This is a genomic window from Paenibacillus thailandensis, assembly GCF_042685365.1.
Classification (GTDB): Bacteria; Bacillota; Bacilli; order Paenibacillales; family Paenibacillaceae; genus Paenibacillus_AP; species Paenibacillus_AP thailandensis.
The window spans coordinates 263,767-287,860 of sequence record NZ_JBHUMY010000016.1; the positions used below are offsets into that span (position 1 = coordinate 263,767).

Here is a 24,094-nt window from a genome sequence, read left to right on the forward strand (position 1 = left end):
CTCCGTCCAACAGTACGAAAGCAAAAAAAGGGCTGTCCGGTGCCGGACAACCCTAAGTTGTTTTTTTCATCAAAATTTCATCTTGACATAAACAGAATTGATGGAATCGATAAAAATTTCTTTATGTCACAAGCTCTCCCGGCTCCGTGCGCCCCGTTCAACCGAACTCGCCGATCAGCCGCTTATGGATCCAGATCGACGCTTGGCTCCCTTCCCCCATTGCAATGGTCACCATCTCCGAATGGGCGACCACGTCGCCGGCGGCCCATACGCCGGGCACGTTCGTCTGTTTCGTGCGGGGATCTACCAGAACGTGCTTGTTCTCGGCAAGCGTCACCTGCAGCTGCGCTGCAAGCGAAGAGCGGACCTCGTTGCCGCCGAACGCGACAAAGCAGCGGTCGCTGTTGATCACTTTGCCCTCGGCGAGGACAACGCCCCGGAACGAGTCGCCTTCCGCAAGAACGGAAGCCGCAGGCTGATGCTCGTAACGAACGCCCCGCTCCGCCATCTTGTCGAGCAGCGGCTGCGGAACCGGCGCCTGTTCGTGATTCACGTATACGAGGTCCTTCGTCCAATGACCAAGCGTCAGCGCCATGTTAGCCCCCGCCGCGCCCGATCCGAGCACGACCGTGAGCCGATCCGCCACTTCGTAACCGTCGCAATCGGGGCAGACGAACACGCTGATGCCGAGACACGGGATAAGGGCCGGAAAATCCGGAAGCCGGTCCTTGACGCCCGTCGCGAGCAGCAGGCATCGTCCTTCGACCTGCGTTCCTCCCTTCAGGCATAAGCGGAAGACGTCCGAAACCCGCTCCGCGGAAACGGCCGTATCGGATACAAAACGGACGCCGAGCCGTTCCGCCTGGCTTCTGCCCAAGGCGCGAAGCTGCTCGCCGCTTACGCCGTCCGGCCAGCCCAGCAAGTTGTGGTAACGGCGGCACAGCACGGAACGGCCGTCCGCCGCGTCGATCACGGCGACGCTGTGGCGGTAACGCCCAAGCTGAACGGCAGCCTGCAGCCCCGCGAACCCTCCTCCTACAATAACGCAATCGTATGGCATCGGCGCCTCCTGATTCAGCCGCTTCGCGCAAATCGCCTTTCGTGACGAAGGCTTGTTTCGGCACAAGCGGCTTGACTGGTTTCGCTTTATTTAATGCCCCAAACGAAAGCGTCGTATGCTCTACAGGCCGGGTAAACGGTCTCCCAACCAAAAAGTGAAGGTTTCCTTAGGCACTTGTTCCGATTCCTTTGCGGGAGAGCCGCCATCCCCGCGTATCGTGCCACAAAGCGCACATTTCGCGGCGAAAGACAAACTGATGTAAAAGAACCGAATAAATTCTTAGCTTTGAACAAAAAAGGCAATTAAAGCGCTTACCTATTATAATAGGAAGACAAATTTATTTTCGTCCCGGTTTTGGCGCTTTCGAGCGCTCCGAAAACCATCGCCATGCTGTAAATATTGTCGCGGCAATCCGTCTCGGCCCGGCGGCCTTCCTGAAGGGAGGCGAACATGTCGTCCAGGCAGCCGTGGTGGAACGTATGTCGGAGAGGTACGTCCTCGCCGTCCACTCGTATATGGTCGCGCGTAAACTTGCCTTGCTGCCCCTCGGCCTGCGAGACGACTTCCGCGTAAGGCATGCCGCGCCCGTCCCAAATCGCCGTGCCGCGCTCGCCCGTTATTCGCCAAGACGCCTCCCAGGAAGTCGGCGCCCCTTCGGCGCACCAGGAGCCGCGATAGCAAAAGACGGAGCCGTCGCTCATCTCGAAAATGCACACGGCGGCGGCGTTTCCTGCGTACCACGAGCCCGGAGGGTTAAATTCGTGGCAGTATACGCTGACCGGATTAGCGCCTGCAATATATCTGGCCTGATCGAACGTATGGATGGCCATATCCAAGAGCAGCGGGCTGTCCATGGCGTCGCGGAACCCTCCGAAATGAGGAGCGAGAAAAAAATCGGCGCCGATAAAGCCCGTTTTCCCGATCGTGCCCGCCTCGATCAGTTTCCGTAAAGAACGGATGCGCGGATCGAACCTGCGGTTTTGCATAACGGCATGCGTCAAGCCCGTTCGCTCCGCAAGCGCGACGATGTCCCGGCATTGGCCGACCGTTTCGGCGAGCGGCTTCTCGCCGAATACATGGCAGCCCTCCTGAAGCGCATCGGTCGCCACCGTATAATGGCTTGCCGGAACGGTAACGTCAAACACGATATTCGCCGACGTATTCCGGATCGCCTCCTTTACGTCCGTAAACGCCGGGCAGCGAAGCCCATGCCGGGCGGCCATCGCTTCGGCCGCTTCCAGCCGAATGTCGACCAGCCCGACGATTTCCGTATCTTCCCGGCCAAGCGCGTATTCCGTCCAGGCGCCGGCCATCGCTCCGCATCCTGCGATTACGACTCGATATCGTTTATCCAAGCCTTCCCACCCTTTCTTCAACACTTGTTGACCACTCCGATATTGGTCTATAGTATAGCTAAGCACTTTCAGTATATCGCCTGATACAAGCCGATTCTCCACTTATATTGCTATTCGCTAGCACAATATTGCGGGAGTTGACCGTTTGCATGACTTATCCAAGAGAGCTTAGAGAAAACACGCGCCTCGAAGAGAAAACGTTTCCATTTTATCCGTTCGTCAATAGCAGTCCCGATGGCAAAGCCGGGCAAACGATTCTTTATTTGCATTGGCACGAGCATCTCGAAATTATTATGATGCGGCAAGGTCATGCCGTCTTTCACATCGACAGCGTTCCTTACGAAGCGAGCGAAGGCGATGTTTTGTTCGTTCCGGCGGGAAGCTTGCACGTCGGCTATTGCCGGCATGACGGGCCGACGCAATTCGTTTCGGTCGTTTTTAACGCCGCACTGTTCGGCGACCGGGCTCACGACCCGCTTCATGTCCAGTTTGTCGCGCCTTGCCTCGAAGGGAAACGCCCGATTCCGGTTAGGCCGGATGCCGTGCTCTCCCCGGTCCGCGCGCATTACGCCCTGTTGGACGAAGCGCTTCAAGAATTTCGCGACAAGAAACCCGCATATCAGCTCGTCATCAAGTCGAAGCTGCACCTTCTGTTTACGCTGCTGGCAAGGGAACTTCAGCCTTTGCGCACGCCGCCCGGGCCGAAGGAGGGCCAGGCGTTCAACCGCGAGCTATTCAAGCCGCTCATCCAGCATATCGAGACGCATTTTGCCGAGAAGCTGACCGTAGCGGAAGCGGCAAAAAGGGTCAATATGAATCCATATCATTTTTGCAAAACGTTCAAAAAGCTGACCGGCCGCACCTTCGTCGAATTCGTCAATGCTTGCCGAGCAAACGAGGCCGAACGGCTTCTTCTCGAAACGGATAAATCGGTAACGGAAATCGCCGGCCTTGTCGGCTGCGACAATCCGAACTACTTCGCCCGGCTGTTCAAGCAATATAAAGGGGTGGCGCCAACCAAGCTGCGCGGTTGAAGGGGATGATCCGGAACGCGGCAAAGCAAAAAAAGCCGGGCTGGCCATGTCGGCATCCCCGGCTCTTCCTATGCCCCGCGAGCAAGAAGCCGGCGGTCAGCGCTTCAGCGCTTTGCGGACGGACGGGGCTACTTCGGTCGCCAGCAGCTCGATCGCTTGCGCCACTTGCTTGAACGGCATCCCGCCGATATCCATCTGCGCCATAAAGCGGCTATGGCCGAACAGCTCGTGCTGGCGCAAAATTTTCTCCGTCACTTCCTCCACGCTGCCGACGTTCAGCGCCGTCTCCGGCGCGCACAGCCCGTCGAACGCTTCCCGGTCAAGCGGCGGCCGCTTCATGAAACCGGTGTAATAATTGGCGTAATACGGGTAAAATTGAGCCCTCGCTTCCTCCGGCGTGCGGCCGACGAAGCTGTGTCCGGTAATGCCGACCTTCAGTTCCTTGTCCGCGTGGCCGGCCGCTTTGCCCGCCCGCCGGTATTCGTCGACGAGATGCTTGTATTCGTGCGGGTCGCCGCCAAGTATGGCCAGCGCCATGCCGGCGCCGATTTCCCCCGCGAGGGCGGCGCTTGCAGGCGTTCCCCCTACCCCAAGCCATAAGGGAAGCCTGCTCTGCTTCGGACGCGGAGCGATTTCGGCTTCGTTCAGCGGCGATCGGAATTTTCCGCTCCAGGTGACGGTTTCGTTGTCGTTCAAAGCGAGGAACATGGCGGTTTTTTCCCGAAACAGCTCGCCGTAGGAGGACAGCTCGTAGCCGAACAGCGGGAACGATTCGATATACGCCCCGCGCCCCGCGATAATTTCCGCTCTGCCGTCCGACAGCAGATCCAGCGTGGAGAAATCTTCGTAGACACGCACGGGATCGGACGTTCCGAGCACGGTTGTCGCGCTCGTCAAACGGATCCGCTTCGTCGCCTGAGCGATAGCCGCAAGCAGAACGGGCGGCGAGGAAATGGCAAAATCGAGCCGGTGATGCTCGCCTACGCCAAAAACGTCGATGCCGGCTTCGTCCGCCAGCTTTGCGGCTTCGATCACCTCCCGAATGCGCTGCTGCGCGCCGATCGTCTTGCCGGTCTCCGGATGAGGGGAGAGCTCCCCCAGCGTATATATGCCGAATTCAAAAGATGGATTGGATTGCTCGTTATGTCGATCTGATCTGGTCAAGTTGTCGATCCTCCTGGCGTCCGGTACAAAGGACTGCATTCGCGATATTTAGTTACTTAATGTAAGCAATTGTAGTAAGGTAATTTAATTTCGTCAAGTAACAACCGAAGGAATCGGAGCCTTTCGATCGGCACGCGAACTACAAATCCATTATACGCACATTCGGCTTCTCTCTTACGGACGCTCGCGGATGCGAAGAAACGGCTTCGCCGTCATTGGGAAAGGAAAAGGCCGGACGAGAGCTGCGTTACCGCTCTGTCCGGCCTTTTCTCTAACGGACTTACGTTATATTTGCACCAATAGCAAAATGATGGACGACAAGCATAAGCACGTGCTCACCAAGCAAAGAACCGCAACGACCTGCTTCTGGGTTAAACCCGCCCGGAGCAGCCGGTAATGGGCCTGGCTTGCGTCGGCTTCGTAGATCGACTTGCCTTGCATAAAGCGGCGCACAACGACAAACAAATTGTCGAAGATCGGCACGCCGAGAGCGAGAATCGGGATGAACAGCGACAGAACCGTCGCTTGCTTGAACGCTCCGTCAAGCGCGATAACGGCCAAGATGAAGCCGATAAACGTCGCTCCCGCGTCTCCCATAAATATTTTGGCGGGCGGCTTGTTGTAGCGCAAATAAGCCACCGTTACGCCGAGCAGAATCGCTGCCATAACCGCCGAATTCGTCTGCCCCATCGTCAGCGCGACGATCAGCAGCGTCAGCGTCGAGATAGCCGACAAGCCGCCGGCAAGCCCGTCCATTCCGTCGGAAAAATTAATAACGGTCGTGACGCCGAAAATCCATAAAATCGTTAAAATAAATTGCAGCAGCGCCGGCAGTACGACATATTCGCCGGAAATCGGATTAAAAAATCCGGTGAAGCTGATGCCCGAGGCATACACGAGCACGGCTGCGGATACTTGCACGACCAGCTTCGGCAGCGCCGGAAAATCTTTTCCTTTCGTCTTGTACCAGTCGTCGATCGTTCCGATGACGAGCAGCAATATGCCGCCGCCGATAATCGCCAGCGTCTGAACCGAAAAGTTCCTTTCGACAAGCAGATATGTAGCGACAAACCCGATGAAAATAACGTAGCTTGCGGTCAGCGGAATCGGTTCCCGGTGAATCTTCCTCTCCTGGTCCTGGCGGGGCTTGTCGACGAAATCAAGGCGAAACGCAAGCTTGCCGAACGGAGGGATCAGAACGTAAACGATAACAAATGAGAGCAAAAACGATAATGCGAATAAAATGTTGTTCACCGCCATTCGCGTATATTCAACAAAATTATATATCCCCCGCCTCATAATTGTCTACGCTGCCGGATTGCAGCCAGCAAGAAAAGCTCTTCTGGTCTTGGCGCATAGATTTCGGCAAAATGCCGCAGCCGCCGGAACGTCCGGCAGCTGCGGCACGATAAGCAAGGCGGCAGCCGCCGCCCGTATCAGCTTTTGTTGCGCGGTCTTCGTTCGCTGCCGACATAGAAGCCCGTAGATCTCCGGATAGCGGAGATCCGCTGCTCGGCCAGCCGGTCGGCGGCGGCGTACGTCGGAATGTTCTCCTTTCGGGCGATGCCGAACAGCCTGAGCAGAATCGGATAGATTTGCTCGACTTTGTGCCTGGCGCGGGCGGCGCTGTATCCTTCCAGCTCCACCGAAATATTAATGACGCCGCCGGCGTTGACGACATAATCCGGAGCGTACAGAATTCCCCTGCTTTCCAGCATGTCGCCGTGGCGCGGTTCCTTTAACTGATTGTTCGCCGAGCCGGCCACGACGGCGCAGCGAAGCCGCGGTATCGTCTCGTCGTTCAGAATGGCGCCAAAGGCGCATGGGGCGAACACGTCGCAATCCGCATCGTAAACCGCCGAAGAAGCGGCGACGCTTGCGCCGAACTGCTCGTGAGCCCGCATAAGCGCGTCGTCCCGGATATCGGAGACGATCAGCTTGGCGCCCGCCTCGTGCAGCAAACCGCACAGCGCATAACCGACGCTGCCGATGCCTTGCACCGCCACCGTTCTTCCGCTCAGATCGGGGCTTCCGAACCGCTCCTGCGCCGCCGCGCGAATGCCGTGAAAGACGCCGAGCGCCGTATAAGGAGACGGGTCGCCGGAAGAGCCGTGTTCCGACGACGTGCCGGCCACGAAATCGGTTTCCATCTGGATCGTGTCCATGTCCGCAACGGTCGTCCCGACATCCTCGGCCGTAATGTAACGACCGTTCAATCCTTGCACGAACCGGCCGAACGCCCGAAGCAGCGCTTCGCTTTTGTCGGAAGCCGGATCGCCGATGATGACGGCCTTGCCGCCGCCCAAATTCAGGCCCGCCGCCGCCGATTTGTACGTCATTCCTTTGGCCAGACGGAGCACGTCGACAAGCGCTTCTTCTTCGCTCGGGTAGTTCCACATCCGGCAGCCGCCGAGAGCCGGGCCAAGCGTCGTATCGTGAATGGCGATAATGGCTTTCAAGCCGGACGCCTCGTCGCGGCAAAAGACGACCTGTTCGTAATCTGCGCCGGCCATCGCCTCGAAAATGTCCATTCCGTTGTCCCTCCTGTCATCTGGCGGGCAGCCGCCCGCCGGTCGGATGTCCGCACTCGTCCTGCCTGCGGTATTTTATGCGGCGCACGATCGATCGTTCCGGAATTAATCGAAATCCTTCCGGCTGAAGGTTAAACCGCTTTTTCTTATTTCTCAGTTATACCCAAGTATCTCGAAACCATGTGAAAAATCTTTATCGAAGTTCTTATGCGAGGAGGCTTCAGCTTCATATGCGAACTCGCTCCGGAAGCGGCTAGGCCGCTTTCGATCGCAAGAAGACGGAATTGGTCGCCGGCTCATAGGGAGAGGAAGCATGTCCGGTGAAGTGCCGCACAGAAGCGCAAAGAGGAAATCGTTATGTCGCCTCTGCCTGCCTTCTTAATATCGCCGTTATCCCGATGACCCGAAGCTTGAAAACAGGCTCGCATTCTCTCCTGAGTTAAAGGGATAACGGCCAAAAGGAAGGCAAAACCGCTTATAACAACGATAACGCTAGATTTCGAAGACGGATTTAATCCGCTCCTCCGCCCACGCCAGCTCTTCCTTCGTAATGACAAGCGGAGGAGCAAGCCGGATCACCTTGTCGTGCGTTTCTTTGCAGAGCAAGCCGGCTTCCTTCAGCTTCTCGCAATAAGGCCGGGCGGGGCCGGCGGTTTCGATGGCGATAAACAGCCCTCTGCCTCTTACCTCGACGATGTCGGGGTGCCGGATTTGCCGCAAGCCGGCCAGCAGCTCGTGACCGAGAGCAAGCGACTGTTCCGCCAGCCGCTCCTCCTCCGTAACGCGCAGCGCCTCGACCGCAACCGCGCTGGCGAGCGGGTTGCCGCCGAAGGTCGAGCCGTGCGATCCCGGTTCGAACAAGCCGAGAACAGGTTCGTCAGCCGCGACCCCGGAGACGGGCAGTACGCCTCCGCCCAGCGCTTTGCCCAGAATGTAGACGTCGGGGACGACGCCTTCCCAATCGCAGGCGAACCGTTTGCCGGTACGGCCGAAGCCGGTCTGAATTTCATCGGCCAAGAGCAGCACTTGACGGTCCTTGCAAAGCTTGGCCGCGCCTTGCAAGTAGCCTTCGGGCGGAATTACGATTCCCGCTTCGCCTTGGATCGGCTCGACCAGAAATGCGGCGGTACGGTCCGTAATGGCGTTTTCCAATGCTCCCAAGTCGCCGTAAGGTATAATGACAAACCCCGGCATAAACGGGCCGAACCGGTCGCGGTAAGCCGGCTCCGAGGAGAAAGACGTTACCGCAAGCGTCCGGCCGTGGAAATTGCCTTCGCAGACGATAATTTCGGCCTGCCCGTCCGGAATGCCTTTCACCGCGCTTCCCCACCTTCGCGCCGCCTTCAGCGCCGTCTCCACCGCCTCGACCCCCGTATTCATCGGGAGCATCATCGATTTGCCCGTCAAGCTTGCGACCAGCTCCATCAGCTCGGCCAGAGGGGCGTTGTAAAATGCGCGCGACGTCAGCGTAACCAGATCGGCTTGACGCTTCAGCGCCGCGATGATGCGCGGGTGCCGGTGCCCCTGATTCAGCGCCGAGTAGCCGCTCAGCATATCCATATAGCGCTTGCCTTCCGGGTCTTCGACCCATACGCCTTCGGCTTTGGCGATCACGACCGGCAGCGGCCGGTAGTTATGCGCTCCGTACCGCTCCGTCTTGGCGATCGTTTCGTCTCCCTTCAACATGCCACTCCTCCATCCTCCATGTGTCGTCATACATTGTATTCAACGGGAGCAAGGGATGCGTACAAGAGACGGGTGGACGCAAGCGGGGCAAGACTTCGGGCGAAACCGCCGCGGAATGCAGCCTGCCTACGCCGTCCAATGGGACGGCCGTTCGAGCCGCGCCGGCAGCTTGGTCCGGGCGTCGCCGTGGGCCGCATTCAGCTGGGACTGGGTCACAAAGATCGCCCCGGTCAAATCGGCGCCCCGCAGATCCGCGTCGCGGAAGTCGGCGCCGATCAAGTCGGCCGCCCGCAGATCGGCCTGCCTCAGGTCGGCGGCAATCAGATACGCTCCGCGCAAGCTGGCGCCTCGCAAATCCGCGCCGCGCAGCTTGGCGCCGATCAGATCGGCCCCGCGCTCGGCGATTTTTCGTCCGCTCCGAGCCGGCCTGGCGGATATGGCGCGCATTTCGCGCCGGACGAGCTCGCTTGTCTTCAGCAGAAGCTCGTTCACTTGCGCCCGACAGGCCGGAATATCCATCGCGGCAATCGCTTCGGGAGCAAGTTCCGTAAGCCGGCTTGTCTCCTCGTAAGCGAGCGCAAGCTCTTCCCGGATCGGCTGCGCCGCTTCCAGCTCCAGCGCTTCGTTCAAGTACCAGAGCAGCTCGTGAAGCTGCCGCATGACCGGGAATACCGCGAACATGCGGGAGGCGGATTCCGGATGCTTCCGCCAGTCCCGTCCGCCGAAGGTCAGCTGCGAAACCTTCTGTCCGGCTCCGAAGCAATCGTACACCGTGCAGCCGCGATACCCTTTATCGCGCAGCCCTTCATGGATGGCGCAGCGATAATCGTCCCGCAAATGGCGGCAAGGCTGTCCCGCGTCCTTATCCGCCGCAAAATCGGCCGAAGCGGCAAACGGAAGGGCGGTGCAGCATAATCCGAAGCAGCTTGAACAATCCGATGTCAGCTCCGCTCTCCGATCGGTGTCATGTTTGTCGATCAAGTTCTCCACTCCTCATTTTTTGAATAGTTTTTAAAACCGTGATAGAAACGCCGGCTACTTCCGCAAAGCCGAAGGAGATACTTTGCGGTGCTTCTTGAAAAGGCGGCTGAAGTAATAGATATCGCCGAAACCGGTCGCCGCCGCGATCTCCGACACCGTCAGCCTGCTGCCGCGCAGCAGCTGGTCGGCCTGGTTCAGCCGCGTCTCGTTCACGAATTCGGTAACCGTTCGACCGCTTATTTCTTTGAACTGCCTGCTGAAGTGATAACGGCTTAAGCCCGCCATATCGGCGAGCTGCCCGACGGAAAGCGGTTCGTTGTAATGCTCCTCGATATAGTTGAAAATCGGGGCGAACCGCTCGATGCTTTTCATTTTTTTCGCATATTCGTCCTGCGTCAGCACGGTGGACACGTACCCGCGCAGCAGCAGCGTCAGCAGCCGGTACAGCTCCGCCTTAATGGCCAGCTCGTAGCCGAACTCCCGCTTCTCCAATTCCCGGATAATCGTCAGCATGGAAGCGATCGCGTCGTCTCCGGAAATCCGGTTGCCGAACAGCAGGCGGTTCTGGGCGATCGGCGTGATGAACTTCATTTCCGGGGCGTCCAGCGAATGGCTTTGCAGCAAAGAGATGTCGGCGATCAGCGCATAATAGAACAAATGCTCCGATTGGCTTACCCCGTAATGAAGCTCGTTGCTGTTGACGACGACGAGATCGCCGGCCTTGACGGTTAACGCGCTCGAGCCCAGCTCAAGCGCCGCTTCCCCTTCCACGAAATAAAGAAACTCCAGATGCTCGTGCCAATGATGCGTAAACATCACCTTCCCGGCCCCGTCGTAAAGGCAGCGGTGCACCTTGATCGGAAAGTCCGGATTCGGCATGTCCATCGTTTCGCGCAGCGCTTGATCCATCGTCCTCACTCCTATTCGGCTCAACCGGTTTAAACCGCACAATTGTACAAATAAAGAGCACGTCTGGGCATGGTCTTCCTCATGGAAAGCATTATAATACAAAAGTGAAAAACGGTAAATTTACGAAAAACTTCTATCGAAGCCTGCTCGTCGAAGAGGCTTAAGCTTCATCCGAAATTCGAACATTCGAAAATTCGAAAAGGGAGTGAGCGTTGACATGCCGGCGCTAAAAATCGGAGTCATCGGTACTGGTTCCATCTCGTCCATGCATTTGCAATCCTACGACAAAAACCCGGACGCCCGGTTGGTCGCCGTATGCGACTTGAACGAGGAAAGAGCGGGAAGCGCCGCCGGGAAATACGGCGCGGAGCTCGTCTATACGGATTACCGCGAGCTTCTCGCAAACCCGGACATCGATGCCGTCAGCATCTGCACCTGGAACAACACCCATGCCGAAATCGCCATCGCGGCGCTTGAAGCCGGCAAGCATGTGCTTGTCGAGAAGCCGCTTTGCCGCACGGTAGAGGAAGCGCTTCGCGTGCAGGAAGCCGTCCGCTCCACCGGCAGAACGCTGCAGGTCGGCTTCGTCCGCCGGTACGACCCTAACGCGCAGCTGCTCCGCGCCTTTGCCGACCGGGGCGAATTCGGCGAAATTTATTACGCCAAGGCGTCCTCCATCCGCAGGCTGGGCAATCCGGGCGGCTGGTTCTCGGACATCGAACGGTCGGGCGGCGGACCGCTCATCGACATCGGCGTCCACGTCATCGATCTGTGCTGGTACATGATGGGACTGCCGAAGCCGGTATCCGTAAGCGCCAACACGTACCGGAAGCTGGGCAACCGCTCCAACGTGCGCAACCTTTCGTTCTATAAAGCGGCCGATTACAACGCGGATCTCAACACGGTCGAAGATATGGCAAACGCGCTGATCCGCTTCGAGAACGGCGCTTCCTTGCTGGTGGACGTCAGCTTTACGCTGCATGCGAAGGAAGATTTGACTTCCGTCAAGCTGTACGGGGACAAGGGAGGCTTCGAGATCGATCCGGAAGTGGCGATCGTAACCGAGAAGCACGATACTATCCTAAACGTGAAGCCGCAAACCGATCATAAAGGTTTTGATTTCAACGCGGCGTTCCAGGCGGAAATCGATCATTTCGTCTCCAGCGTCCGGAACGGCACCAAGCCGATCAGCCCGGTCGAGGACGGGGTCGAGATCATGAAAATATTATGCGGCGTATACGAATCGGCGGCGCTTGGCGCGGAGGTGCGGCTATGAAGCTCGGCGTCAGCACCTACAGCCTTTATCAGGCGTTAAGCAAAGGCGAGATGTCCGCCTTGGACGTTATCCGGTACGTTGCCGAAATCGGCGGCGAGCATGTCGAGATCGTGCCGCTTGGCTTCAATCTGCACGACAACCCGGAGCTCATCGGGAGCATGAAACGGGAAGCGGCGGCACACGGATTGGAACTGTCCAATTACGCCGTCGGAGCCAATTTTGCCGATCTGGACGACGAAGCTTACGAGCGGGAGATCGCCCGGATCAAAGAGGAGGTCGACATCGCCGCAGCGCTTGGCGTCAAGCTGATGCGCCATGACGTCGCCTCCTCGAAAGACTTGTCGATCGGGAATTTTCTCCGGCAGCTGCCGCGCCTTGCGGAAGCCTGCCGCCGCATTGCGGATTATGCCGCGGCGAAAGGCATTACGACAAGCGTCGAAAACCACGGCTATTTCATTCAGCATAGCGACCGCGTACAAGCGCTTGTCCATGCCGTAGGACGGCCGAATTTCAAAACGACGCTCGACATCGGCAATTTTCTGTGCGCCGACGAAGCTCCGGAAACCGCTGTCGCGAACAACATCGGCCTCGCTTCGATGGTTCATTTCAAAGACTTCTACCGCCGTCCATCCCATCGCGCGCCGGGAGCCGGCTGGTTCGCCAGCTCCGGCGGCAGCTGGCTGCGGGGAGCGATCGTCGGCCACGGCGACATTGACCTGCCGGAAATCGTTCGCATTGTAAAGGCTTCAGGTTACGACGGGTATATTTCCATCGAATTCGAAGGCATGGAAGATTGCCGGCTCGGCACGAAGCTGGGTCTGGAGTACGTCCGCAAGCTGTGGAACGAATCGAAACCGGAGGTGCGTATCGGATGACGACCATATCGAATAAAATCGGCGTGATCGTGGACAGCTTTGGCGTTGGCGTGAAGGATGGCCTCGTCAAAGCCCGCGGGGTCGGCGCGGAAGGCGTTCAAATCTATGCCGTGCGCGGCGAGATGGCCCCGGAGAACTTGACGGCCGCCGCCCGCAAGGAATTCAAAGCGTACATCGCTTCGCTAGGCTTGGAAATATCCGCGCTGGTCGGCGACCTGGGCGGGCACGGCTTTCAAGACCCTGCCGCCAACCCGGCCAAAATCGAAAAATCGAAGCGGATATTGGAGCTGGCGCTGGAGCTCGGCACCAATATCGTTACGACCCATATCGGCATCGTGCCGGACGACCCGAACAGCCGCGTCTACGAAACGATGCATAAAGCTTGCTCCGAGCTTTGCGCTTACGCCGATTCGATGAACGCCTACTTTGCGATCGAGACCGGCCCCGAAACTTCCGCCCATCTGAAGAGCTTCCTCGACACGCTGGGCGGCAAAGGCGTATCCGTCAATTTCGATCCGGCCAACATGATTATGGTGACAGGCGACGATCCGGTGCAAGGCGTCTATACGCTGAAAGACTATATCGTGCACACCCATGCCAAGGACGGCGTCAAGCTTGGCCCGATCGACCCGCGAGACGTATACGGCCTCTACGGCTATGAGGCCGAATCGCTGGACCACGAGACGATCTCCGAAATGGTCGAATCGGGCGCGGCGTTCCGCGAGGTGCCGCTCGGCGAAGGCGGCGTCGATTGGCCGGCTTACCTGCAGGCGCTGAAGGATATCGGCTATACGGGCTACTTGACGATCGAGCGCGAAGTGAAAACGAACCCCGAAGCCGACATTAAGCTGGCCGTGGACTTTTTGAAGAAGTTCAGGGCATAAAGATTGGGATAAAAAGGGCAGCCGCGAACCCCGCATCGGTTCTTCGGCTGCCCTTGATTTAACGGAATGGAGGAGCATGAACGGCATGAAACTCGCGATCGGAGCCTCTATTTTTATTCTTTTTCATCTTGCCGGCGTTTGGGTGAAAACTTGGCTGCCAATTCCGCTTCCCGCCAATGTAATCGGGCTCATTTTGCTCACAATCGCCCTGTTTGCAAAGGCAGTCAAGCTATCTTGGGTGGAGGAATGCGGCCGGCTCGCCCTGAAGCATATGGGCTTGTTTTTTATTCCGGCCATCGTGGGCACGATGGCTTTCGCCAAGCTTTTTGCGCCGCACCTGCTCTCCATAGCGGCAAGTCTCGTGGCGGGCACAGGTCTGGTTATGCTCGTAACCGGGTTCGTCGTCAAGCATATCGGCGGAAAAGAGCGCAATCGCGATGAATCCCGTACCATGGCTCAATAATCCCGTTTTCGGCATCGCCGTTACTTTGCTCGCCTACACGGCTGCGCTGGCCTTCCGGAAAAGATGGCGCTGGATTCACCCGCTGGTCGTATCCTCTGCGGCACTCATGCTTTTATTGTGGGCCGGGCATATCCCAATCGGCTATTATCAATCCGGAGGAGACTTGCTGAGCGCCTGTCTGGGTCCCGTTACCGTCGCACTGGCCGTACCGCTCTATAAAAATGCCGGCAAAATAAGAGACGCGCTGTTCCCGGTGCTCGCCGGCATCACGGCCGGCTCCGTCGTATCCGCCGTTTCAACGGCATTGCTGTTGTCCGTTACCGGAAGCCCCGATGAAATCGTTCGTTCCATGTTGTCCAAATCGGTGTCCGCCCCCATCGCCATGGAAATCGCCAAAAGAGCCGGCGGCATCCCGGAGCTAAGCGCATCTTTTTCCGTATTAACCGGTCTTCTCGGCAGCGTAGCCGGCCCGGCCTTCCTGCGTCTGTTCGGCATTCGGGGCGACATTCCGCTCGGTACTGCCATGGGAACAAGCTCTCACGGCATCGGCACGGCAAGAATGATCGCCGAGTCCGACACGTTAGGCGGGATCAGCGGTTTCTCGATGGCCGCAACCGGCATCGTGACCTCGGTGCTGATGATTCCCGTTTACTGGTTTCTGTAGCGTCTTACGCTGTAAGATCTCATTGCGCGGGGAACGCCTTTAATTTCGAGCCGGCCCTTATAGATCAGTTCCCGCAGCCGAAACTCGAAGTAGCCGTCCCCGACGTATTGATCGCAGCAGCCAATCGCCTGTCCGATCACTCTTGCCGCTTTTATAAACTCATCGGTTCCTTTAGAAGCGTGAAGCTGATCTATAGTTTCCAGCAAATAACCGTCGAAATAATGTTCCTCCACGTTTCGGATCCGTTCCCCGTCCCATATGCGCAACACGTCTTGGCGGCTCGCGAGGGACAGCCATTCCTCCGTGAACGATCGCCTCGTTTCGGGCGGTAACGGGACGGTCTGCATCCATTCCCCGAATACGGCTTGGAGCTTGTCCGGCGGGATTTCGCCGGAATGCAAATATTCGATAAACCGATCCGGTGTGTTAAACCGGTTTTGAACGGAATTAGCCGGATCAAACACGAACACCGCGTTGGAATGATCCTTCAGCAAATAAACGGCGTACCGCAGCCCTGCCTGCTCATGGGCGTTGGCCGCGCTCCAGATAACAATCGCGGCTTGCGAGGGGATCCGGGCGAACAGCTCCGCCAGCTTTCGGCCGCAATCCGCTTCTTCGTCTTCGTCATCATTGCCCCCGCCGTTAATGTTGTCCCGGAACCATTGCCGGCGATTGCTCTGCCCGGCTTCCTCGTGAAGCATCCAAAGCGGCCCGACTGAGAATAGGTCGCGAAAGACGACCACTTTGTTCGTTTCCGCCAGGTTGAGCCGCTTGATGACGAACTTCAGGCTGCCGGCAAACGAATCGCCGAACGCGATATGCACCGTTTCAGCCGCCGCATCCGGCTCCCAGTTCACCTTTTCATTTGGCAGCAGCAACCGATCATGGATACCGATCAATCGGCTCCATACTTCATCTTTTTTATCGCGATTAGAAACGGCCTCGTTAATCTGCCCCATCATATACGAAAGCAGCTGCTTGGTTTCCCGTTCAGTCAGGTTGTCGACGGCCTGCCATAATTTTGCCCGATCTTGCATTCGAATCGTTCCCATCGTTAACCCTCCGGTTCATAAAACTTGACATGCAGCGAATACGATGCGGCCGATGTAAAATCCCCTTTTCCGGCGGTTTCGTAGCTGTATATCGCAAGCGGCTCTCCGGCCGGCGCGTCATAGGTCCCATGACCGGAAAACTTAATGTCTGCCGTGCCCAATAGCTTCCCGCTGCCGTCATAAAAGGACAGCACCGCTTCCGCACGGTGTAAGCCTTTCTCCTTGAACCCCAATCTTAAGCGCAGCCGAGTGTAGTCCCCGCTTTTTTGCATGTCCGTTACCTCGGCCGCCAGCAGTCCCGAAGGGTCCTTGATATCGAGAGACGGCGGCAAAAACGCATAAATCGGCTCGGGCTGAACCTCCTCCAAAGCGGCAAAAGCATACCCGCTGACGTCGGCGTCGGCCAGTGCTTTGAAATCTTTCACTTGATCTCCTTCGGCCTTGCAGTTGATCCGGACCGGAGCTTTCCCCAGCAAACGGCCGTCTTCGCCGTAAAAGGCGATATTCGCCTTCAGCTCGACCGGTGTCCCGGCTTCTACCGAAAATTTACTTTCGCTCAGCGCCTCCCAGTACCGTTGTCCGGCATACAGCTTGCCGGTTACAATGCTTGTGCCTTCGTCTTTGGCGACGCCGAGATAGCCGGCTTTCACATACCCGTCGAAACTGCCGAGCGTATACCCGCGATCGATGCGAACCGTTTTGCCGGCTTCGTCGTAAATGACTACCGCATCCATGCTTTCGGCCGCATACCGAATCGGGACGTATACCCTTCCTTCCACGTTAAGCGTATAGTATCCCTCCGGCAGCTCCTGCTTTTCCCCGTCGATTTCGTATTGTACGGGGAACAGAAAAGCCTTTACCGCTTCGCTGCCGTATGCAACCGTAGCGCCAGCCAGTACAAATCCGCATATAAAGCCGATGATCGCTTTTTTCATTTTCCCATCCCTCCGGCTTATGGATTACAAACCCGCTTCGCGATATCCACATTTTTACATATAAAAATTCGATAACGGATCCGGAAATCCTGCCGGCAAGGCGATCCTAGCAAATCGCAAAAAAAAAACTCCGCCCCTATGGACGGAGTTTTAATTGCGTTCGCGCGACGTTCGACGTGCCCGGCCCGAAGACGCCTCGAATGTCTTTCATCACTTTCTGCCCGAGCCTAAGCCCAAATTTCTTCCGCGATCTCCTTAATGAACGCCAGCTTGCGCCACTGCTCCTCTTCGGTCAGGCGGTTGCCCTCCTCCGTGGAGGCGAAGCCGCATTGCGGGCTGAGGCAAATCCGGTTCAAATCCACGTATTGCGCAGCCTCTTCGAGCCGTTTCAGAATGTCTTCTTTCTTCTCCAGCTCGCCGGTCTTGGAGGAGAATAACCCGAGGACGACCTGCTGGTTCTCCTTCAGGAAGCGAAGCGGCTTGAAATCGCCCGCTCGCTCGGTGTCAAATTCCAAATAAAAAGCGGAATAGTTCTCGATATCCAGCAGCGTCTGCGCGATCGGCTCATAGCCGCCGCCTACCCCTGCGTAGGTCGAAACATAGTTGCCGCGGCATACATGCGTCGTCACGACAAGATCGGCCGGCAGGCCGGACACAGCCTCCGCGTTCAGCTGCGCAAATTCCTTCGCATAGTCGGCAACGTTTACGCCCGCTTTTTCCATAAACGCCATGAACTGCCGGTCGCAAAGCGCGCCCCATGTGCAATCGTCGATTTGAATGCTGCGGCAGCCCGCTTCGTAGAAGGCCAGTATCGCCGCTTTATACGCCTTGGCAATATCGGCGACGAGCTCTTCCCTATTCGGATAGATCGCTTTTGTGCTCTCCTGATTCTCCGAACGGTCCAGTTCAAACAGGAATTGAGCGGCCGCAGGAATCGATTGACGGGCAACGACGCCTTCGCCGGCAGCTTCCTTCAGAAAGGTGAAGTGCGAAATAAACGGATGTCCGGAAAATCCGACCTTACCCGTCAGACGAGCGGTTTCGGGCCTGGACTCGGCTCCGTTGAATTGGTAACCCTTCGGAACGATAGCGCGCTCCACGCCGTCCAGTCCCCAAAAAAAGTCCAGATGCCACCAGGAGCGGCGGAATTCGCCGTCCGTCACGGCCTTTAAGCCGACTTCCTTCTGCTTCTGCACGAGCCTTATAATCTCTTCGTCCTCGACCTTGCGCAGCTGTTCGGCCGATATTTCGGCTTGCTGGAATCGGATTCTGGCGTCCTTCAGCGCTTGGGGGCGCAGGAAGCTGCCGACGATATCGTAACGAAATGGGGTAACGCTCCGTTGTTTCGGTTGCTCGGTTTGAATGGTCATCGATGGATCTCCTTTTATAAGCAAAATTAGAATTGGCATAAGGCAAATGAGAATTGGTTAATACTGCTTCCTCGGGAAAATTATTTTTGCTAATGTGTTACAAAGAAAGATAACATATGCGATTCGTTATCGAGTACTTCCAAATACCTATAGCTGGTTATAGCCTAAAGCTATAACGCCCGATGCGAAGGACCAGCATGAGAGCGCGTCTCCGTTTTTCCTTCTAGGACCGGGAGGCCACAACAAAGCAAAAAGTTTGGTCCCATCGTTTGATTGTTACCGTCTGTGTCATAAACTACAATGAATCCAAGGATTTTTCGAAGAAAGCCGGTGGACCAATGAGCGCTATTGCGGGCATCTATGAATATGGCGGCGGGTCTCCCGCTACTTCGGCGATCGAAACGATCATGCATGAACTGCGCAAATATCCTGCCGACGCCGTACGAATATGGAACGGCGAAACGGTAAGCTTCGGCTGTCACGCGCAGTGGATTACGCCCGAATCCGTTCATGAATGCCTGCCTTATTACGATCGGACAACCGGGCTGGCCATTACCGCGGACGCGATCATCGACAATCGGGAAGATTTATTCCGGCGGCTGCAGGTTGATCGCAACCGAAGGGTCCGAATGACGGACAGCGAGCTTATCATATTGGCTTATCTCAATTGGGGCAAGGAAGCCCCGCGCTATCTGATCGGAGACTACGCTTTCGTCCTGTGGGACGAACGGCGGCGCCTGCTGTTCGGTGCGCGGGATTTGCTCGGCAATCGTACGCTATACTATCGCCGCGATCATGAGCGGTTTTCGTTTTGCACAGCGATTCAGCCGCTATTGGCATTGCCGGGCATCCAAGTCAAGCTGAACGAATCGTGGTTTGCCGAATTTTTGGCCATCCCGCTCGTTCAGGATTGCGTTGACGTTCACGCTACGGCTTATGACCGTATCGAGCTGCTCCCTCCCGCTCATTCGTTCACCGTTCAGAACGGGGCGGTCGTTGTGGAGCAATACGATCAATTATCAACGGATGGTTCCGAGCTTCGCTTTCGGTCGAACGGCGAATACGAAGAAGCTTTCCGCCACGTATTCCAAGAGGCCGTCGATTCGAAGCTCCGGACGTACAGGCAAGTGGGCATCAGTCTAAGCGGAGGACTTGACTCGTGCGCGATCGCCGCCTTCGCCTCCAAGCCGCTCCGGGAAAGAGGAAAGACGCTTTACGGCTACAGCTATGTTCCGCCGTCCGATTTTACGGATTGGACTTCCAAACGCTTCACTGCCGACGAGCGTCCATACATACATGCTGCGGCTAAGCACATAGGCAATATAGCCGAAAGCTACTTGAGCTTCCAAGGCCGCGACTCGTTCGGGGACATCGACGACTTGATCGATCTGATGGAAGGACCTTATAAATTTCTTGAAAATTCCTTCTGGCTGAAAGGAATTGCCGAAACGGCGGCGCAGCAGGACGTCGGGGTGCTGCTGAACGGAGCGAGAGGCAACTACACGATATCATGGGGTCCCGCCCTCGATTATTACGCGCTGCTGCTGCGCCGGCTGCGGTGGCTTAAGCTATACCGGGAGCTTAAGCTATACGGCCGCCGGACGGGATATCGAAGATCCCGGCTGCTCCGCGCAATCGGCAAGCAGGCGTTCCCCGGCATAGCCGGATTCCGGTCATCCGGTCGTACGGTCGAAGGACCGCGGCTGATTCATCCCGATTTTGCCGCTAGAACGAATGTGTTCGAGAAGCTTGTCCCCCATGATGTCGGGATTGCCGAGAGCTTGATGAACGAGTTCGAGGCGAGGGAATATCAGTTTCGCGACCTGTCGATCTCTAACCATCAAGGAGTGTCGACCACCAAATTTTCTTTGCGCTATCGCCTCTGGGAACGGGATCCGACCGCCGATCCGAGAGTCATTCGCTTCTGCCTGTCCATTCCCGTCGAGCAGTGCGTTCAGAACGGCTTCGACCGGTCGCTCGTTCGCCGGGCAACCGAAGGACGCCTGCCCGACGAAGTTCGGATGAACCAGCGGGTTAGAGGAATACAAGGAGCGGATTGGATTCACCGGATGCTTCCGAACTGGGGAGCTTTTATAAACGAGCTGAAGCAATTATGCCAAGATCCCGCCGCTTCTTACTATCTCAATGTGGCGCAGATCAAACAATCCATGTCGATCGTCGGAACGTCCCCGAAGCCGGAACTGGCTTACGATCCTCATGTCCGATTGCTGATGCAGGGCTTGATCGCATACCGGTTTTTGCAGCGGTTCTCGTCATAGCTCCCGTTACCTCATGGAAAGGAGGTGATCAGAATGAATGCGAAGAAGACTTGGAGCGAACCGGTATTGGAAGTTCTCGACATGAGCAAGACGATGGGCGGCCCGAACGGAATCTTCCCGGACAAAAACGGCAAAGGTTCCAACAACGGTCATCCGCACGATACGGATTCCTAGTATAACGAAGCCCCTTGACGGTTTTCCGGCAGGGGGCGTTTGTTTTGTAAAGCCGATCCCTTGTATCGGCTTGTTTCGCTTTCAACGTTAGCCCGTCAACCTTGCCGGATCATCCTTGTTCAACGGATAAATTCGTGCAGCGCTTCTACATAAGCTGCTCCAAGTTTGGACAAGGCCATGTTTTTATGGCTGATCCAGCCGACGTTGATCGTTTCGTCGCAATCGAGCGGAACCGGGATAATGTCGTTGCCGTTCAAGTCGGAGCTGAGCACGCCGGTCGAAATCGTATATCCGTTGAGTCCGATCAACAAGTTGAACAAGGTCGCCCGGTCGTTGACGCGGATGCTTTTCGGATGGGACAGCGTGCTTAAAATTTCCTCCGAGAAATGAAACGAGTTATATTCCCCTTGCTCGAACGACAAATACGGATACTGCTGCAGCTGTTCGATCGTGACAATGGACTGCTTGGCGAGCGGGTTTTTGACGCTGATGAAGACGTGCGGACGAGCCGTAAACAAGCTGTGAAACTGCAGATTTGCGCTCCGGAGCAGCTTATGGATCACTTTCGAGTTGAACTCGTTGACGTACAGGATGCCGATCTCGCTGCGCATCGTTTTCACGTCTTCAATAATTTCGTACGTCTTCGTTTCGCGGAGCGCCAGCTCGTATTCGTCTTGCCCGTGCTCGTTCACCAGCTTGACGAAGGCGTTGACGGCAAAGGCGTAATGCTGGGTCGACACGGAAAAATGCTGCGGCGACGGCTTCGCATGCAGATAGCGGTTCTCCAGCAGCTCCGCCTGCTCGACGACCTGCCTCGCGTAGCCGAGAAACTCCGCTCCTTCCTTCGTTAACGAGATCCCTTTGTTCGTGCGCTCGAATATCGAAATATGAAGCTCCTCTTCCAGATCGCGGATTGCGTTCGACAAGCTGGGCTGGGAGATGAACAACCGCTTGGCCGCCTCGTTCATGGACCCTCTCGCCGCCACCTCGATAATATATTTGAGCTGCTGTAACGTCATCTTGGCCTTTCCTTTCTATCACAGGACATAATTCTATTATAATCGCTCCGGCACGGAAAGCGAGAAAAGACCGGCAGCCTGCTCATGCCGCCGGTCTTCGCTATCATTGATTGCTAGCATACGAATACTTGTTGATGCATTTAATAACGGTTTCTTTCGTCTCGACATCGATATACTTGGCTAAAATGGCAACTTTTGTTTTCGAATTCAATAAGCTCCAATAGTAATCCAGCGTCTCGTCGATTAGATTATACATCGGCAATATCAAGGGTTCTCCCTGAAAAGACGGAATCGGATACCCGTCGGTTTCATAGGTGGTTATACAATGGGCGACACCGGGAACAAATGAGTTATAAGTGTAATAATTGCGGATGCAGTATTCGGGATTATTATAAAAGGATTTTAATATTGAAAGCTTGTACGATTTGGACTCCACGTTAATCAAACCCGAAATTCTAGGCGTAAAATTCGGAGGATCCGGTTCGAATTCCCGCTCGTTCAAAGCATCTTCAAACGTTTTTCCGTTCATTAAAGCCTTAAGAATCGTTTCGGTCTGATCTCCGTTTGAAATAATATGGTATTGATCCGTAAACTTTATCGGCGAGTATATAATCAGAGACGGATCTAATAATTTTGCAGGATCATAGGCCTCGGTTCGCACAAACCCGTTTTCTTCGATAAAAATACGATTCTGGCTGTTCGCGCTTCTCCCCATTATCCAATAGACTTGAACCATGTTTTTTTGATCCGGCGTAAGGCCGATCAGAATACCGCGGCCAGGATAAGGGTTCTCTTTAAGTTTTTCCGAATTCGTTCGCATCGCGCTGTCCATACGTTCTACCACCCGTCACACCCCTAGCAAGTTATTATGGCAAAAAAGAAAAGTTAAAACCCGACGAATGTTCATACGCCTCTTTAAGCTGCTTATCCGGACTATAAGTGTTTATAGTTTGATGGGCATAATCGAGCAGCCCTGAATTCGTATCTCCCGGTTTAAGTGTATGCTCGTCTAGATAATTGAGGTTCGCCGTCATGGCGCTTTCGTCCACATCGCTCACTTTCCACAGCTTTTCTTTGTACGAACCGGCAAGAATGACGGTTGAATAAACCCATTTGTGGCTGTGTACCTTCGGAACGGGATAAATTTATCCATCGTTATTCTTGGATACTGATTATGCGGTTTGTAGCTGTTAAACAGCTCGTCGTTTTCGATCATGTCCCGGCAACGTTTTTTTATTTCAACCGGGTTTTCAGCGATTGGCTTTAAAGGATTCCTCTTTCAAACATTCCTTTTCGCTCGGGTCGTCCCAGTTAATTTCGGTTTCGAGATAAGAAATAAATTCGTTCCACGTTTTCATTGAAATTCTCCTTTTCCATAATTCTTTTGATTTATTTTTTCGACTATGGCATGGCTCCCCATGCCAAATTCCCGCAGCAATGGAGCGTATCCGTATCGGTCGAGCTTTCTGATCAAGGGAAGCCATGCGTTAAACCACGGCAGAGGCAGCGCGTCCGGACCGAATTTGTTTATGATAAAACCTTCTCGAATTAGCGCCGCTCTCATTTTCCACGGAAATCTCCACATATGTTTGGTAACGACACCGAATTCCTCCATGTCTTCTTCTACGCCATCGTCGCCTCGGACCGCATGAATGAGCAGCCTCAAAGTGCCGTAAATTAGCGCAAACGGGCTTTTCCACGAATATTCAAAGTAATGCGCTCCACCAAGACGCGATATCGCGCAGAAATTTAAGCAAGTGGGTAACGCGATAATTGCTTTTTTGTTACTCACCCGCTTTATTTCCTGAAGTCCTGCTTCAAAATTCGGCAAATGCTCCAAAATATGAAGAGCGATCACGTTATCAAAACAATTGTCGGGCACGGGAATATCAAAAGGCATGCACTCGATAAAAGTGATTTCATCAATGACGCCTTGCTCTTCCGCAAATTTTCGGATAACGAGCAGATTCTTCTGCGTAACATTGCTTATCGTGACTTTAAGACCTTTTTTTGCGGCAAGAACTCCAAGCACTCCGTCAACCGATCCGCCCCTGCCAATATCGAGTAAAGTTTCGCCGGGCGTTAGATGCGACAATAACTTTTCAAACTTGATTCGATGGATATACTTCTTAAGCTCATGTTTCGAATTCCATCGGCTATCCAAACGTTCGTACAAGCTTTCCACGCTGATATGGTTAAAAACGCCTATGTCCATTGCGGTCCATCATCCCTTGCTTAAGCTAATTTCCATTTTTTTTCGGTTAATATTCTCAATCCAAGACAGTATTTTCTCTATGTCTTTGTCCGTGTTGTCTTCTAAATAGGGCTTGCTGAACAAGATTCGTTCCATTTACACCCAACGTAAGTCTCTAAACCCAAGCAG

At 55.5% G+C, this 24,094-nt stretch carries 22 protein-coding genes; 8 read left to right on the forward strand and 14 right to left on the reverse strand.

The window, feature by feature from the left end; translation table 11 throughout:
• Positions 1-157: 157 nt before the first annotated feature.
• Both ACFSW5_RS16250 and ACFSW5_RS16255 read right to left on the reverse strand, forming a co-directional pair.
• Positions 158-1,060, reverse strand: a complete 903-nt coding sequence (locus ACFSW5_RS16250; protein WP_379275119.1) for an NAD(P)/FAD-dependent oxidoreductase — start codon at positions 1,058-1,060, stop codon at positions 158-160.
• 311 nt (positions 1,061-1,371) lie between these two features.
• Positions 1,372-2,415 (reverse strand): Gfo/Idh/MocA family protein, encoded by a 1,044-nt coding sequence (locus ACFSW5_RS16255; protein ID WP_379275197.1) that lies wholly within the window; start codon positions 2,413-2,415, stop codon positions 1,372-1,374.
• 149 nt (positions 2,416-2,564) lie between these two features.
• Here ACFSW5_RS16255 and ACFSW5_RS16260 point away from each other — a divergent pair, with 149 nt between their 5' ends.
• Positions 2,565-3,449 carry a helix-turn-helix transcriptional regulator gene (locus tag ACFSW5_RS16260; RefSeq protein WP_379275121.1) on the forward strand — a complete coding sequence of 295 codons (885 nt, stop codon included), beginning with the start codon at positions 2,565-2,567 and terminating at the stop codon, positions 3,447-3,449.
• Positions 3,450-3,545: 96 nt separating this feature from the next.
• Here the strand turns inward: ACFSW5_RS16260 and ACFSW5_RS16265 are convergent, their stop codons facing one another.
• The 6 genes from ACFSW5_RS16265 to ACFSW5_RS16290 form a co-directional block, all read right to left on the reverse strand.
• Positions 3,546-4,613, reverse strand: a complete 1,068-nt coding sequence (locus tag ACFSW5_RS16265) for an LLM class flavin-dependent oxidoreductase (RefSeq protein ID WP_379275123.1) — start codon at positions 4,611-4,613, stop codon at positions 3,546-3,548.
• Positions 4,614-4,898: 285 nt separating this feature from the next.
• The gene (locus tag ACFSW5_RS16270; RefSeq protein WP_379275126.1) at positions 4,899-5,873 is read right to left on the reverse strand and encodes an MraY family glycosyltransferase; all 975 of its coding nucleotides are present in this window, start codon (positions 5,871-5,873) and stop codon (positions 4,899-4,901) included.
• Between the two features lie 176 nt (positions 5,874-6,049).
• Positions 6,050-7,144, reverse strand: a complete 1,095-nt coding sequence (locus tag ACFSW5_RS16275) for a Leu/Phe/Val dehydrogenase (protein ID WP_379275129.1) — start codon at positions 7,142-7,144, stop codon at positions 6,050-6,052.
• A gap of 492 nt (positions 7,145-7,636) precedes the next feature.
• On the reverse strand, positions 7,637-8,830 hold the full coding sequence (gene rocD, locus ACFSW5_RS16280; RefSeq protein WP_379275131.1) for an ornithine--oxo-acid transaminase: 1,194 nt from the start codon (positions 8,828-8,830) through the stop codon (positions 7,637-7,639).
• 126 nt (positions 8,831-8,956) lie between these two features.
• Entirely contained in the window at positions 8,957-9,811 is an 855-nt protein-coding gene (locus ACFSW5_RS16285) for a pentapeptide repeat-containing protein (RefSeq protein ID WP_379275134.1), read from the reverse strand.
• Positions 9,812-9,865: 54 nt separating this feature from the next.
• A complete protein-coding gene (locus ACFSW5_RS16290) occupies positions 9,866-10,720 on the reverse strand; it encodes an AraC family transcriptional regulator (protein WP_379275136.1) in 855 nt (284 codons plus the stop codon).
• Between the two features lie 217 nt (positions 10,721-10,937).
• Between ACFSW5_RS16290 and ACFSW5_RS16295 the strand changes: the two genes are divergently transcribed.
• The 5 genes from ACFSW5_RS16295 to ACFSW5_RS16315 all read left to right on the forward strand — a co-directional run bounded on the left by ACFSW5_RS16295 (position 10,938) and on the right by ACFSW5_RS16315 (position 14,882).
• The gene (locus tag ACFSW5_RS16295) at positions 10,938-11,996 is read left to right on the forward strand and encodes a Gfo/Idh/MocA family protein (protein ID WP_379275139.1); all 1,059 of its coding nucleotides are present in this window, start codon (positions 10,938-10,940) and stop codon (positions 11,994-11,996) included.
• On the forward strand, positions 11,993-12,871 hold the full coding sequence (locus ACFSW5_RS16300; protein ID WP_379275141.1) for a sugar phosphate isomerase/epimerase family protein: 879 nt from the start codon (positions 11,993-11,995) through the stop codon (positions 12,869-12,871). Before ACFSW5_RS16295 ends, ACFSW5_RS16300 begins: the two co-directional genes overlap by 4 nt.
• Complete coding sequence (locus tag ACFSW5_RS16305) at positions 12,868-13,755, forward strand: sugar phosphate isomerase/epimerase family protein (protein WP_379275143.1); 888 nt, start codon at positions 12,868-12,870, stop codon at positions 13,753-13,755. The genes ACFSW5_RS16300 and ACFSW5_RS16305 overlap by 4 nt, the downstream gene beginning before the upstream one ends.
• A gap of 85 nt (positions 13,756-13,840) precedes the next feature.
• Positions 13,841-14,218, forward strand: coding sequence for a CidA/LrgA family protein (locus tag ACFSW5_RS16310; RefSeq protein WP_379275146.1), 378 nt, complete (start codon positions 13,841-13,843; stop codon positions 14,216-14,218).
• Positions 14,193-14,882: an LrgB family protein gene (locus ACFSW5_RS16315; protein WP_379275148.1), complete on the forward strand. Its 690-nt coding sequence runs from the start codon at positions 14,193-14,195 to the stop codon at positions 14,880-14,882. The genes ACFSW5_RS16310 and ACFSW5_RS16315 overlap by 26 nt, the downstream gene beginning before the upstream one ends.
• Here the strand turns inward: ACFSW5_RS16315 and ACFSW5_RS16320 are convergent.
• From ACFSW5_RS16320 to ACFSW5_RS16330, 3 genes are all read right to left on the reverse strand, one after another.
• Positions 14,867-15,934, reverse strand: a complete 1,068-nt coding sequence (locus ACFSW5_RS16320; RefSeq protein ID WP_379275151.1) for a DUF1835 domain-containing protein — start codon at positions 15,932-15,934, stop codon at positions 14,867-14,869. The two genes, ACFSW5_RS16315 and ACFSW5_RS16320, sit on opposite strands and share 16 nt — an antisense overlap.
• Before the next feature lie 2 nt (positions 15,935-15,936).
• Positions 15,937-16,869, reverse strand: a complete 933-nt coding sequence (locus ACFSW5_RS16325; RefSeq protein WP_379275153.1) for a stalk domain-containing protein — start codon at positions 16,867-16,869, stop codon at positions 15,937-15,939.
• 227 nt (positions 16,870-17,096) lie between these two features.
• Positions 17,097-18,239, reverse strand: a complete 1,143-nt coding sequence (locus ACFSW5_RS16330) for a 5-methyltetrahydropteroyltriglutamate--homocysteine S-methyltransferase (protein WP_379275156.1) — start codon at positions 18,237-18,239, stop codon at positions 17,097-17,099.
• Between the two features lie 338 nt (positions 18,240-18,577).
• Here ACFSW5_RS16330 and ACFSW5_RS16335 point away from each other — a divergent pair, with 338 nt between their 5' ends.
• Positions 18,578-20,518 (forward strand): asparagine synthetase B family protein, encoded by a 1,941-nt coding sequence (locus ACFSW5_RS16335; RefSeq protein WP_379275158.1) that lies wholly within the window; start codon positions 18,578-18,580, stop codon positions 20,516-20,518.
• 33 nt (positions 20,519-20,551) lie between these two features.
• Entirely contained in the window at positions 20,552-20,692 is a 141-nt protein-coding gene (locus ACFSW5_RS16340) for a paeninodin family lasso peptide (RefSeq protein WP_379275161.1), read from the forward strand.
• A 119-nt stretch (positions 20,693-20,811) separates the two neighbouring features.
• Here the strand turns inward: ACFSW5_RS16340 and ACFSW5_RS16345 are convergent, their stop codons facing one another.
• The 3 genes from ACFSW5_RS16345 to ACFSW5_RS16355 all read right to left on the reverse strand — a co-directional run bounded on the left by ACFSW5_RS16345 (position 20,812) and on the right by ACFSW5_RS16355 (position 23,926).
• On the reverse strand, positions 20,812-21,711 hold the full coding sequence (locus ACFSW5_RS16345) for a LysR family transcriptional regulator (protein ID WP_379275164.1): 900 nt from the start codon (positions 21,709-21,711) through the stop codon (positions 20,812-20,814).
• A 103-nt stretch (positions 21,712-21,814) separates the two neighbouring features.
• Positions 21,815-22,543, reverse strand: coding sequence for an IMP cyclohydrolase (locus ACFSW5_RS16350; protein ID WP_379275165.1), 729 nt, complete (start codon positions 22,541-22,543; stop codon positions 21,815-21,817).
• Positions 22,544-23,065: 522 nt separating this feature from the next.
• On the reverse strand, positions 23,066-23,926 hold the full coding sequence (locus ACFSW5_RS16355) for a class I SAM-dependent methyltransferase (protein WP_379275166.1): 861 nt from the start codon (positions 23,924-23,926) through the stop codon (positions 23,066-23,068).
• Positions 23,927-24,094 lie beyond the last annotated feature (168 nt).